The organism is Nostoc sp. CCY 9925, assembly GCF_963920935.1.
GTDB lineage: Bacteria > Cyanobacteriota > Cyanobacteriia > Cyanobacteriales > Nostocaceae > Nostoc.
The window spans coordinates 48652-61763 of record NZ_CAWUDO010000007.1; the positions used below are offsets into that span (position 1 = coordinate 48652).

Consider the following 13112-nt stretch of genomic DNA (forward strand, 5'->3'; position numbering starts at 1 on the left):
GAATTATTATCGCGGTTTCAAAGGTAATCGTAATTTGAGAACAAGGGGTGTACTATTTAGTACATTTACAGAATCTTCTTTGCAACTTCAGTTCAACTCTATATCCTGACTGCTAACATGGTGTCCATTGTTTGATAAATCATGTTTTCTGTGAAGTAATCGCTCTCTCTCTAAAATCATCGCTTCTAGCTCACTGGCACGTTCTTCTGATAGTGGAAATATCTCCTCACACGTCTGTAGATTACCTCGACAAATTGTCCGCTTACTCTCATTTCGGACAATAAAATCACCACTGGGTTGCACATAAGCAGTCCAATGGCTACCAATTTTAAACTGCTCAATTTCATTACTTGCAGATTGATTGGCTTGTCGCTGTTCGTAGGTAGTAGCGATCGCCCCCACCAAATTATCAAACATTTCTTTACGCCAGAGTTCACGGTGAATGGTTCGGAATTGCCCAGCAGTATCTAACTTTGGTTCTGATTCCGGTAATGAAACTTCTGGCAAATTGATTGACTCAGGATTAACTTTGAGGATAATACTAGAGCCATCTGGTTGCAAAGTAGCTGCAAATGTAGCGCCAATGGGCAGTTTCGGACTGTCAGGAGCAAAAGTGCCTAAATTCTTACCATCAATCTGTAATATCGGTGTACCGTTGTAACGATAATGCTCTGGGTGTGATTCGGGTAACTCAAAAACTCCCACTTCCAAAGTAACACTGCGCTTTTTCCATTGCTTACTAGCAAAGTTTTCATTGGCAAAGTGATTGTATTTGATACCCAACACTTTAATTTCATCAAACTGAAAATCCTGAAGCTGTTGACATACTTCCTCTGTAAACAGGTTATATGCCAAAGCACCAACACCTGAATCCTGACGTGATGTTGCCCAACTATGATCTGCTGGCGGGATAATTCTCAAATCCTTCGGAATATTAAGTTCATCTAAATCGTTAATGTTTTCGCCAAATTTAGCTGCTAATTTATCAACTACTTTGGGGGATAAGTCTTTCAAAGCAAATTCAATCAGAGGTAATTGAGGATGAATCGTGGCATCAAATTTAATTCCCTTTTGTTCTAAAGATTCTTTCCATTTAATAGCACCTGCACCGAAAGGAATACTCAAAACATAAATATCCTGTGGTAATGCAACGCTTGGCAGTTCATAATCGTGCTGAAACGAAAACGTAATTTCCATTTGTTCTGCCAGCTTTAAACAGTCTTTGCGATGCCGATCTAATTCTGGACGGGTGTGTTGTGTGTGCCACAATGCCGCTGCCCCTTCTCTGCGAGACGCTACGCATTGACTGAGCCTGTCCGCAGGATTTACAAACCTCTCTTCTGGACTGGTGAATAATTCATCAATTTCCGCCCGATAGCTTTCGTAGAGCTTCCCTAGTTCCTCATTAAAGGCTTCCCTGTCATCTCCCACCCGTTCCTTAATTTCGTCTCTAGCTTGCTGAAACCTTGTTTTCAGTTCTTCTGCCCATTCCAAGGCATCTACAGATAGCGTCTCTTTAGGAAACAGGTAGCGAAACTCATGCCTATCTCTGCTGCGAATGCGTGTTGGTTCCCACACAGGATTGACTACAACTCTTGCAATGACGTTAATTGAGCCGGGAGCATCCGCAGGCATGGCAAAGGAGCGATAAAGCCGTTCATCTTTCTTAAAGTCAAAAAAGTAACTGGGGTGAGACTCTGACCATTTTTTGGCATCGGCGAGTAAATTTTCCCCACCTATTTCCTTAATATCTTCCAATCTTTCTGCACTTTTGGGCGAATCTACCTCAACCTGAAGTGCCTGAAATAGCCGGTTTAGCAGCTTCCTTTGTCGTCTACCAAATCGCTCCACATTCTCACCGTCTTTGGGCATCGATGACTGTACACGCCCAATGTTTGTTGCTACCAGCCCTACTTTATTTTGACTGCTGGCAGCAGCAATCTCTGCTAAATTTTTGTATTTTAAGTTGCCTTCTTCGTCTGTAATTTCCGTATACGCCAGCTTAGGGCGTTGTTTAACTGGCTCAAATCGTCCCGGTTCACCTGCGCGGAGAGTTTCTTGAGCAATATTAGGCAGTTTACTAGCAGAACTGACCATTAATTGGTCGCCGTCAAAATCGGCTTGGTGGTATTCCTCGGCATCCTTGGGGTGAATCCAAACTACGTTGCGAGTTTTCTTTAATTCTGGGTCGTGGATGTTACTGTAGAGGCGGATGTTGTCTGAATTGACGATGGGGTAACGGGTGAGAATGACATCTCCTTGCGGTAGATGGGGTACACAAATTGTGCCACGAGTTAGGCGATCGCATGGCATTGCCATACCCGAGTTATGGTTGTATCCTCCCTTAATCGCTAAGTCACGCCATTGATTGGCTATGTAATCGGTGGCAAACTTGCGGAATTTGGGTGTTTCAATCAATTGACCATATTTATCGCTGCGTAATAAGGAAATCCAGCGAGATTCCTGTGCTTGATTGTTAGCATTACCCTCAATTTCGTTAAAAGCTTCTTCTGACTGCTCTTGCTGCGATCGCTGTTGTTTGTCATATTGTTGAATGATGTATTTTGCTAACACCAAGGGATTGCGCTGCAACTCGGCAAGTTCTCTAGCTTTTTCTTCGGTGGGTTTGCTCAAATCTTGTTTGATTGCTTCTTCTGAGTACCAAATGGTAAACTGCCAACTATTATCGTAGCTGGTAGCCTTGGCGTTACCTCGATTACCGATTACCGCTTGGGGAAACTCATAGTCACCACAGGGTATTAAGTTTTTGAGTTCTGACTTTTTAATGCCTTTAATTGAGGAACGATCCATAATAATGTCGTAGCCTTTAGCATCAGTCAAATTGGCATCGGGCAGGAAAGTACCTTTGGACAAGAAACTGGTTTTTGGGCACTGACAATTATCTGATTCAGCCCAATTACTCCTCCAGGCAAACCGAAATTGGAATGGACAATTGCCTTCTCCTCCCAATTGTTTGGCAAGTTGGGGCGAAATCTTGCCGTGACAGTCTCCTGTTTTATAATGAACATACTGTGGATCTTCAAAGTCCACAATTTTCACTCGCAGTCCTGTAAAAGTTTCTGAGCCTTTGTAGCAATTGCTAACTAGTAAAGAACCATAGCGACAGGCAGTATCCGGTTCTGTAGCGAATAAGCGTCTAATTTTTTTATGCAGTGAACCATCAGCAAAGTAATAACTATTGCCAGAACTGAAAGCTAACTTGCGTCGGATTCCATCCTGAAAGGTTCTTTGTCTTAAATGGTTGGCATCTGGATTTTTACTGTCAATTTTAACCAGTAGTAGAGATTGTAAATCTTCTGCTTCAAACATCTGTTCGAGCAGAGAATTTTTAATGATTTCTGGTTCAGATAAATATCTTCCCTTACCATTGTTATACGACCCATCAAAGATAGGTATACTCAAACCAGAACCTTCTAAGACTCTAGTGGTTAAATCCATTACCAATCATCTATTAGACAGCTTATCTAGCAAGCATGAGACTCCAATATTCACCTTGGCACGAAATTACACTCGATAAAATCATCCAAGTGGATAATTTACTGATTTCATGGCAGACGGTATCTTATACGGTATTAGCTCTGCTAGCAGACTTCCAAGAAAGTTAAATAGCTGGACAGTGCTTTTAATCGTATTATCATTTTTCCACTGTGTTAATCAAGCTACACAATTTTGAAGCTACCACTAGATTTTATGAATAAAAGAATTCAACGGCTAGAAGATGGTTTATTAGTAATGCTTTATGACGATGACCCAGATTCGCCAGGAGATGAGTTGATCGTTCCTTCTGATAATGTATCCCAAGATGAGCATTACCCCGAATATGCTCATCTCAAACCTGGTGAAAGCATAATAATTAAGAAAAATCCTATCAAACCTACATCAGGTTATTATTATCCAAGTGGATATGAAGATTTAGATGAATTTCTCAATAGCGATCCTGGGGCAATTGATAGACTAGGTGATGAAAGTTCAACTACTCGTGGTTGGCGTCCACCTGAACCAGATGAATCTTGGTAAAACTTTCCTTAAGAGGCACGCATTAATAAGTTACCTTTTTGAATAACTGAAAACCTTCATTATCAGTTTTTTTGATACAGTAGCTAAGTTATTTCGCTGCAAATTATTAAGCTCGATTTCCCAAATTTTTTATGCTGATAACATTTTTGAATAAGCTGTTTGCATGGGTAAATAAACTGTAAAAATACTGCCTTTCCCTACAGTCGATGAAACAGAGATATTCCCTTGATGGGCTTCAACAATTTGACGGGACAAATATAATCCTAAACCGTTCCCTCGACGTTGATGCTTGCCCTGTCGAAAGCGATCAAATAAGAGTAATTGTTCTTCTGGATTCATGCCAATACCTGTATCCTCTACTTCAATCGTTACCCCTTGAACAGTGGAATTGAGGCGAACTTCTACTGACCCAGCATCGCTGAAGCGAATGGCATTACCAACTAAGTTAGTGATAAGTCGGCGTAGTTCCAGGCGATCGCCTTTAACTCTAACTAAAGAAGCTTCAGTACCCTTTGTCAAGACAGCTTTGAGAGTTAAATGTTTAACATCAGCCAAAGGCATTAGTTCTTGCACTACTTGCTGACATAATTCCCACAGGTCAACCACAAAGAAATCCAAAGTTTTGCCTCCAGCTTCATACTGGTAAACTTCTAACAAGGTATCGACCATTGACAACAAAGTTTGGTTACTCTGAGCCATTTGTTCTAAAGATTCACGCATTGCTGATAAGGTATTACCAAAAACACCTCTTTGCAGCAACTTTAGGAATTGGTCAGCAGCTATCAACGGAGTTCGCAGATCGTGAGTGAGGCGGGTCACAAAATCTTCCCGTCGCTGACTAAGGAACAGTTGTTCGTCCATACTGTGTTTCAGTCTCAACAAAGCCCGCACCCTGGCCAGTAATTCCTTCTTATCTACCGGCTTGCAAATAAATTCATCTGCACCTGCATCTAAACCTTTGACGACACTTGATTTTTCAGAACCTGTCACCAGCAAAATTGGGATAAAAGGTAAGTTTGAATTGTGCTTAATTTGGCGGGTAACTTCGTAGCCATCCATATCCGGCATCACCACATCTAGCAGTACCAAATCGGGAGGAGATTCAGCAATTTTTAGCAATGCTTCAGCACCACTGTCGGCTATGATCACGTTGTATCCCTTCAGCTTTAAAGTGACTTGCAGCAAGCGGAGGCTGTCAGCTGAGTCATCCACCAGCAGAATTCTTTGGTTTCTTTGTTCTGAAGTTATATTCCAAGATAAAGTGTTCTTCATAAAACGCCTTTAATAAACCTAATCCCTTCCGAGTAGAGAAATAGAGTAGTCAAGCTAAATTTCGTTGGGAAAAGTGTAATTTCAAGCGCCATGCTGACCACTACACGGCGATGAACATTCATCAGAATTTTTTGAAATTCAAGGCATTGGTCAATATAATTACTAATTCGTAATACTCGCCTCCAACGAGAAGCAAGCTACGTAATTGGTAATTAAGAAACTGGTTATAGTCTCCCATCTCTACAGGTCACAACCTTATGATTGAGGTCTAAATTTCCATGCATAACGGAATTACGAATTGTTAATCTGGCTATGTTATGTGTAAGAGCCAAGGTTCTCGCTTAGAAATAAGCTACATCCTCCTCTAAGTGTGATGTGGACACAAGTCAGAATAAACTGTATTGGTTTCAGTTTAACTTCAGTGCTTTTATATTTTTTTATACTTTAGGAAGATTTTTTCAGAGAATTTTCAGATTAAACGATGTCCATTTTGAACACTGGAGCTTTTTCAACAGCCAGTTGAGATATGTGGCCTTTGATATATGAACTTTTCAACCAATACTGTAAAAACTACTGGTTTCAACCTGGATGAGGTTTAATAACATTGAAATGCCACTTTCCATCTCAATAGCCACATTTTGGCTGAATAGCTAAAATTTTTCGTCCAATGGAGTAATCCTTTCCTTGAAACCATATTCGACAGTTAAAAAAGTATAGTTACCAAGCTGCTGAGGTAAATGATGGTAGATATTCGAGTAGCAATTATTGAAGACCATAGCTTAACGCGGATTGGGATGCGTAGTTCTCTCAACGAGCAAGAAGGTATTCAAGTCGTGGGTGATGAAGCTACAGCGTCCAATGGGTTGAAACTGCTCCAAAGTACAAAACCAGACATAGCAATCATCGATATTGGCTTGCCGGATAGGGACGGAATATGGCTGGTGCAGCAGTTTCGGGAATCTTTAGTGTCGGAAACAGCAGCACAGACTAAAGTCATGATGCTCACTTCCTTTGCCAAAGAGCAGATGGTACTGGCAGCGTTTGCAGCTGGGGCAGACTCTTACTGTGTGAAGACAATTAAGTTCGAGTTGTTGTTGGAAGCGCTGCATATCACCCATGAAGGTCAGTCTTGGATTGATCCAGCGATCGCTCGTATCGTTCTCAAGCATACTCGTCAAGGAGCGGCGGCTATGGTGAAACCGAATGCTACTCAGACGGTGACGATCTCTGCAATTGATCCAGAGCAAGCAAGCATTCTACAAGCAGATCCATTGACAAATAGGGAACTGCAAGTCTTGGAGTTAATTGTCCAAGGCTATAGCAATAACGAGATTGCCCAGAAACTCTATCTGAGCTTGGGAAGTGTAAAAGTATATGTGCGTGGGGTTTTGAACAAGCTTTGTGCAAGCGATCGCACTCAAGCAGCTGTATTAGCGTTGCGGGCTGGTTTGCTTAATTGAAGTCACTGTACAGAAGCAACTGTACAGTGCTTGGTTGTTAACTTGAGAGGGGAGCGATGTCTACGACGGTCACTGAGGATTTGTGTAAAAATAACCTGAACAATTTTTGTGTGAAAGCTAGATTTAGCAAGCTATTCCAAATAAATTTTGTACAACTTATTTTTCATGATGCCTGAGCTTTGTCGTACCCTTCGGGATCTTGCTACGCGGAGCGTCTCGTAGAGAAGTGCGGGCTACGCCTACGCGCAGGATTGACCCAGGAGAATCGCCTGCATAATACTGACTTGCGTTGTATACAGGGATTTTCCGCTACCACTCTCTAAGTCGAAATAAGTAGCAAACCGTCGTAGTTTCCCCGTCGTCAGTTGCAACAAATAATCAAATGCTTCCGCAGCAACTCGCTGGTTAATGCTCAAGGACTGGCTATTGAGCAAGGCCATTTGTTCACAGGACAAGTTGTTGTCTGCCAACTCTTCTGGTTGTGAAACCAGTAAGTCAGGTTGCTGTACAATTGGCGCAGGTAAGCGAAAGCAGCCTAAAGCCTCGAAATCATAGTCATTGGGGTTAGTAGACAGATGAGAACCTAATAGTACTTGACCACTACGTTTGGAGTTACCGCAATCCAAATGCCAAATGTGAGGCGCAGAGCGATGAGTGTTGTGCTGAAGTACTTGGGTAATTGACTCTCTGGCTTTGGCATTGTCCACACAGGCAGTGACGATAATCAGGCTATTGTAACTGGGGACAATCCATTCGGGTTGGAAAGGTTGAGCGATCGCTGTAACTTCCATCTTCCAAGCCAGGGAGTAGCGCAGTGCCAGAGTTTTGGCTTTGTTGAGTCCGATTTCTGCATCACAGAAGCACTGGCGTAAAACGTTAGCTGACTCAACACGATCCGGGTCAACAAAGTAGAGTTTCACCTGTTTACCTTGCTGAGAAAGAACTCTACCTAACCGAACCAAAGAAGGAGCCAACCAAGAACCAGTACCGCCGCACCCAACTAGCCACAGTTCTATCTTCGAGTAGTTGACAGTCACGACAGGAGAAGCATTTGCCAAATCAAGATTTAGCTCCATAGTACGATTGGTTAAAGTTGATATAGGTATCGGTGAGGGAACAGACATTTGCTAAATTGAAATTCACCTCCATAGCTTCTCCATTACATTTACAGGCGGTACATCGGTACTGTAAAATTTGCAGCCAGATGAAAGTGAGACATCAACCATAAAAAAGTCTGGATCAATGTCAAACACTGCTCTAGCAGATACATCCCAACAGTGGCGAAACAGTCCAACCCGTATTTTAATCTCTGGTTTCAGGGTATTAACTCTACCTAGTACTCCATAGATGCGAAAGCCAGATTCGTCAGCATTATCGGTGGTAGAGAAAAAGGCAGGTAAGGAACCGTGGGAATGGATGTCTACAGCCGCTTTCTGGTGGGAAGAGTCACTGCCAGAATGAGTTGGCTGGCAGCTAGTTGGAGTTTGAATTTGCTCTGGGACTTGTAAATCCCAGCCTGCATCAGTACAGTGGAGGTGAAAGAGAATTTCATGAAATTGATTGCCAGCTTGATAACTCGACCGCCACATTTCCAGTAGTAGCGGTTTGGGAATTAAGGGAGTGACTTTGAGATAAGGTGTTAGGTAAGGTAGCCCTTTGATAGTTTGGGAACACAAGCAAATAGGCATTAATACCTCTATGCCAGGACGAATGGCTCTAGCAAAGATGCCATTTCCGGCATAAAGGTACTCTAGTCCACTACTGGTGTGTGTTGGCAGAGATGAATTTGTGACAATTTTGTAACCAATAATACCTTCAAGCAATGGGTTCATCGAGGATTTCCTGTACAAGCATAGCGACACTTTTTTGATTGCCGATAGGCACAAGGTCAGATACAGGATAGGTTGCACGTCTACATCTTTTGTGCAGTTTTAGAAGTTGCTGGCGAACATCCTTGCGGTATTTTTGTGATTTACTTATTGTTAAGTGGTTGGTGAAAATACTGGAAATAAACAAATTCCAAGCATGGTTAATTGATAGACTATTAGCAGCAGGTGGTTCGTTCACTCCCCAACACACCTGTCCAGAACTGTAGACATTGGGTAGTGGCACATGAAAGGCTGATGCTTGAGGAGTAAACTCCTGTTCTTGAATTGCCCAAACCCAATATTTTAATCCTTTGCCCACAAACACCATTGCAGGTAGCGGAACGGTTAAAGATCCAAGTTCATCGCAGTTAATTGTATAAGTGCTTGGTGCTATGAATTTTACCAAATATGTGTCTGTACTGCCCGTACCCCAGCGCACAATTCCTGGTTCCATCCAACCAGTATCAATTGGTTCATTGCTAAAAGCAATTCTCAGGGCTGCCGGTGAGATACATTTGTAAATATGAGCATCGGCAATTTCTTTGTCTCGGTGATGGAAGATGTAAATGCCATCCAAAAACAGCAATTCTGCTTGAATTACTGGAGATTTTCGGGGAGGGTCTGCCAAAATTGCTCGTAGAATCTGGCTGGATAGAATTGCTGTAGATGTAACGTCGATTAACGTGGTTTCAATGCTTGTTTCCATAGTTTTAATAGGATTTGAGCATGAGGTTTTAAGTCTGCTTCTAGCCAATCAATTAAGTTGGCTGCACAGTTTAGCATTCGGTCGGCTTGCTGCCATTTTCTGGTGAGTAAATCAATAGATGCTTTTGACCAAGGTAGAGAGGCGCAGTAAGGTTGGTAGTAATAATCTTCCGCGTACTCATCCAACCAAAGGTTTTTAGTTTCATGGTCTAGCAGCTTTAAAGTTAAAGGCAGAAACTTTAAAGGATTATCTAAGTGATGACACTGCCGTTTTAGTTTTTTGTGGTCAATTTTGTCTGGGTGGTCGATGTCACTGTACGTAATTTCGTAAATTCCAAATTCACTATCAAACCAATCGCTAGCTTCTGGGTGTATGTCATCAAGCCAACGGCGACTGTCATGGCTAAAAGGTAAAAGTAGCTGCCAACCATCTTTGAGATGTTCAATTTCTCCATCCATTGTCCAGTCAATACCCATTGGGGTAATAGGAATGCTATGCAATCTTTGTTCGTAGGCTGTTTCTACAGTCCAGTGAGATAACGGAAACAGATGAGTGTAAATCAGTACAATGAATTCCAGTTCTCTGGGACTATGGCAATCTACATCTGTAGGTGGGTAAATAGTGGCTTGGCTGGCTTTCCATTCGGTGGGAAAGTAGTGCTGATACAGTGCTAGTAAGGAGTAAATGTTGAGTTGGGTTTCCAGATAATCGAGTGATTCTTTGGCATCTAAGGTAAACTGGCACTGATAAAGACTATAAATTGCCTCTGCCATAGTGAGGGGTACGAGGTGAGACATATTTTAGTGCAACTCGTTATTTATGGGGGTCGGAATTGAATAAGAAAGAGACAGAGGTAGGATGTGGGGTCTACTTCAATCGAAATGCAAACTGCTGTAATTTGGACAATCATTTATCCCTCAAGTCAATTTCCAATCCCTTTTGTCAGCATTCAAAAACCTTCAGGGATAACGCTAGATGTCGGAGTGCAGGCTATTAGGGATTTTAGGGTTTGGTTGAGTGACTCAGAAAATTCTGTTCCAGCTGCGATCGCCTCTTCAATTTGGACTGATAGCTGTCCTGCATTTTGCCAGTCAATTCCAGTGATGACCTGACGTTGACGCATTTGGTAGCACATTTGGACTGCGGGGTTGATTTCTTCAGGAGCCACTATCAGGCAATCTAGAGGAGAAGTACCTTTTTTACCGGGCTTCTTGATGATATGAATGGGTTCTCCTGGTTGACGCTCAATGTCTGCGTTTGCCAGTTCAGCACAAAGAGGAGTAAAGGCATCCCGTAGTAATTGGTCGTCAACCGCGATCGCTTCTGGAATCCAGTGCTGTTGACCTTCGTAGATAACAAGTAATTTGTTACTATTTCTAGTAGTCATGGCATTTAAAACAGGGAAATTTGCGTAGTATTACTGGCTAGTTTAGTAATATCTGAGCTAGCAGTTTCAGTGCGAATTGAAGTTTGGGTAGTGGGCGGTTTATTGGTTTTGACAGCTTTAGTCTGGGCTATATTCCGGCGAATTTGGCGATTAGGAAAATCGGCTTTCAGTTCGTCCAATAGTTGAACAATTGCAGGTGGTAAATCACCGAGTTCTTCTTGATTGAGCATGGTAACTACAGGGAAATCACCGTGACTGCTGGCAGCAATCATTACAGGTCTATCTCCTATTTGTTCTGTAGGTAGTAAAGTGATGACAATTTGAACTTTGCATTGCTCGAAAATAAATGGTTCTAGTTGATTTACCTTGTTGCTAGCAGATATTTCTATGTCATCGTCGTCTAACTGATGAGAGTCGATTTCATCTTCGGCATAGCTATTTTCTTCATTTACGGGTTCTAAAAGTTGCAAGAAGTTAGGTTTACCTGCACGCAAGCGTTCCCTGTCAAATAGCAATCCTAAAGCTTGGAATTGTTCTTCAGCAGTGGTTTTTCCCTGTTGTTCTGAAATGTAAGATTTTAAAGTTTCAGATGTAACAGTGAGGTTTGCTTTGACAATGGCCTGTTCTAGTGTTAGCCATTTTGCGGTCATAGCTTTTTTGGCCTTGTTAACTGGTGTGCAAGCGGTTGTGGCGGTAGCCAGAAGTAGAAACTGTTTTTGAGAGTAGGGTACTGCTAGACTAAAACATATCCCCTTTGCTTTTCTCGACTGAGCCATGTCTACGGTAATTACCCAATCCCTGACTCTGGAGGAGTTTCTCAAGCTACCAGAAACAAAGCCTGCAAGCGTTTACATTAATGGTGACATTATTCAAAAACCAATGCCAAAAGGGAAGCATAGGCGATTACAGTTAAGGTTGTGCAACAGTATCAACGATGTTGCCGAAAGCCTTCATGTTGCTTATGCCTTTCCAGAACTGCGCTGTAGTTTTGGTATCCGTTCAATAGTACCTGATGTAGCGGTTTTCAACTGGTCGCGTATTCCCTTTGCTGCTGATGGGGAGGCACCTAATGATTTTTTGCTTTCTCCAGACTGGACAATTGAAATTCTTTCTCCCGAACAAAGTTCAAATCGAGTTACAGGCAATATTCTCTATTGCTTAGATCATGGTTGCCAATTAGGTTGGTTAATAGACCCAGAAGATCGTTCCATTTTGGTCTTCCGTCCAAATCAACAACCAGAACTTTTACAGGGTGATGAGCGTTTGCCAGTGTTAGCCGGGATCAACTTAGAGTTAACTGTAGCTCAGGTGTTTGGTTGGCTAAAAATGAGCAGTTAGAGAAACGAATGAAACACTATTTATTTTAGAAACCAGGCTTAATTCAGTTACGTTTGAACATATTTGACTTTCATAGTGCCAACCTACTTAAGTATCAAAAAATAGTTATAAGTAGCAGCCAACAAAACAGTAAAATCCCTGCTGTTGGCTGATAAATCAGTTAAAGCTATTGTTAAGTTAAAAGCGAGTCTTTGAAGTCGTGAATTGCCGTTGCTGTCAAAGCATAGATAACTCGGCGCTTACGCATGATGTGAGTGCCATCTACAGGAATACCTTTCTTCCAAGCAGCAATAATAGCTTTCTTGTCTGCTGAGTAAACAGTCTTTTCTCTGCGGTATTTTGGAGACAATTGTTCTGCATCTATCAGCACCTCACAACTTGGCGGATTTTCTTGAATCGTGATGCGAAGTGAATTACCAATCATTTGCTCAGGTAGAATTCCTGCGGCGGTTTGTTCTAAAATAGTTTCATCTAATTTTTGTCGCCAGCGTTCTAGTCTTAATAGTGCTGATTGATGTACAGCTTTTAGATGTTCTAGTCGTTGCTTAATAGCCGCTATTTCAGCATCCAGTTGCAATGCTAATTCTGCTTGGATATCAACAACTTCTTCCTGAACTTCCTGAGTTTCCCAAATAGCGGTGATGATCTCAGCTTCTTCTTCAGGAGTCTGGCAATTAGTTAGCTGTTCCCAGAGATGAGCAGCAGTTTGGGAAAGTCCTGCTAAGGATTGTTGAGCGAGTGCTAAATTCATGACTACCACTCCTCACAAGCTTGGTAATATTCATATTCAGCTTCAATCTGTTCTAAGATAGCTATAGTGCCTGAATCTAAATTAGTATTGAAAGATAAATTGGAAGCATTTTCTTGTGTAGGCTGAAAATTTAAAATCGGAGGAGCAACAAATTTAGGTTTAAGTTTCGTTAAAATGGCTATTAATTGTTGCATTGTTTTGGTTGTGTAACGCCATCAATTTTGGCGCGATAGCGCACCTATCTGTGTTGGTATTCTCCCAAATTTTTAGGAATTAACTTAATTTCAGATTA

14 protein-coding genes are annotated in these 13112 nt (G+C 41.8%); 4 read left to right on the forward strand and 10 right to left on the reverse strand.

The annotated features are described in order from the left end of the window. Positions 1–87: 87 nt before the first annotated feature. On the reverse strand, positions 88–3459 hold the full coding sequence (locus tag ACM0OY_RS05760; RefSeq protein WP_414567930.1) for a hypothetical protein: 3372 nt from the start codon (positions 3457–3459) through the stop codon (positions 88–90). A 35-nt stretch (positions 3460–3494) separates the two neighbouring features. On the opposite strand from ACM0OY_RS05760, the gene ACM0OY_RS05765 reads away from it, so the two are divergent. Beyond that, positions 3495–3626, forward strand: coding sequence for a hypothetical protein (locus ACM0OY_RS05765; protein WP_414567931.1), 132 nt, complete (start codon positions 3495–3497; stop codon positions 3624–3626). Between the two features lie 85 nt (positions 3627–3711). Further along, positions 3712–4038: a hypothetical protein gene (locus ACM0OY_RS05770; protein ID WP_414567932.1), complete on the forward strand. Its 327-nt coding sequence runs from the start codon at positions 3712–3714 to the stop codon at positions 4036–4038. A 129-nt stretch (positions 4039–4167) separates the two neighbouring features. Here ACM0OY_RS05770 and ACM0OY_RS05775 read toward each other — a convergent pair whose 3' ends face one another. Further along, positions 4168–5310 carry an ATP-binding protein gene (locus ACM0OY_RS05775; RefSeq protein ID WP_414567933.1) on the reverse strand — a complete coding sequence of 381 codons (1143 nt, stop codon included), beginning with the start codon at positions 5308–5310 and terminating at the stop codon, positions 4168–4170. Positions 5311–6050: 740 nt separating this feature from the next. Between ACM0OY_RS05775 and ACM0OY_RS05780 the strand changes: the two genes are divergently transcribed. Further along, the gene (locus ACM0OY_RS05780; RefSeq protein WP_414567934.1) at positions 6051–6770 is read left to right on the forward strand and encodes a response regulator; all 720 of its coding nucleotides are present in this window, start codon (positions 6051–6053) and stop codon (positions 6768–6770) included. Between the two features lie 239 nt (positions 6771–7009). On the opposite strand, the gene ACM0OY_RS05785 is transcribed toward ACM0OY_RS05780, so the two are convergent. The 6 genes from ACM0OY_RS05785 to ACM0OY_RS05810 form a co-directional block, all read right to left on the reverse strand. After that, on the reverse strand, positions 7010–7894 hold the full coding sequence (locus ACM0OY_RS05785; protein WP_414567935.1) for a ThiF family adenylyltransferase: 885 nt from the start codon (positions 7892–7894) through the stop codon (positions 7010–7012). A 15-nt stretch (positions 7895–7909) separates the two neighbouring features. Next, complete coding sequence (locus ACM0OY_RS05790) at positions 7910–8602, reverse strand: hypothetical protein (RefSeq protein ID WP_414567936.1); 693 nt, start codon at positions 8600–8602, stop codon at positions 7910–7912. Beyond that, the gene (locus ACM0OY_RS05795) at positions 8586–9344 is read right to left on the reverse strand and encodes a hypothetical protein (RefSeq protein ID WP_414567937.1); all 759 of its coding nucleotides are present in this window, start codon (positions 9342–9344) and stop codon (positions 8586–8588) included. Before ACM0OY_RS05795 ends, ACM0OY_RS05790 begins: the two co-directional genes overlap by 17 nt. Further along, positions 9317–10141, reverse strand: coding sequence for a hypothetical protein (locus tag ACM0OY_RS05800; RefSeq protein ID WP_414567938.1), 825 nt, complete (start codon positions 10139–10141; stop codon positions 9317–9319). The genes ACM0OY_RS05795 and ACM0OY_RS05800 overlap by 28 nt, the downstream gene beginning before the upstream one ends. A gap of 152 nt (positions 10142–10293) precedes the next feature. Continuing rightward, positions 10294–10731 (reverse strand): hypothetical protein, encoded by a 438-nt coding sequence (locus tag ACM0OY_RS05805; RefSeq protein WP_414567939.1) that lies wholly within the window; start codon positions 10729–10731, stop codon positions 10294–10296. A gap of 5 nt (positions 10732–10736) precedes the next feature. Continuing rightward, on the reverse strand, positions 10737–11381 hold the full coding sequence (locus ACM0OY_RS05810) for a hypothetical protein (RefSeq protein WP_414567940.1): 645 nt from the start codon (positions 11379–11381) through the stop codon (positions 10737–10739). Between the two features lie 124 nt (positions 11382–11505). On the opposite strand from ACM0OY_RS05810, the gene ACM0OY_RS05815 reads away from it, so the two are divergent. Next, positions 11506–12069 (forward strand): Uma2 family endonuclease, encoded by a 564-nt coding sequence (locus ACM0OY_RS05815; RefSeq protein ID WP_414567941.1) that lies wholly within the window; start codon positions 11506–11508, stop codon positions 12067–12069. A 172-nt stretch (positions 12070–12241) separates the two neighbouring features. Here ACM0OY_RS05815 and ACM0OY_RS05820 read toward each other — a convergent pair whose 3' ends face one another. Beyond that, entirely contained in the window at positions 12242–12820 is a 579-nt protein-coding gene (locus ACM0OY_RS05820) for a siphovirus Gp157 family protein (protein WP_414567942.1), read from the reverse strand. A gap of 2 nt (positions 12821–12822) precedes the next feature. Continuing rightward, on the reverse strand, positions 12823–13014 hold the full coding sequence (locus ACM0OY_RS05825; RefSeq protein WP_414567943.1) for a hypothetical protein: 192 nt from the start codon (positions 13012–13014) through the stop codon (positions 12823–12825). Positions 13015–13112 lie beyond the last annotated feature (98 nt).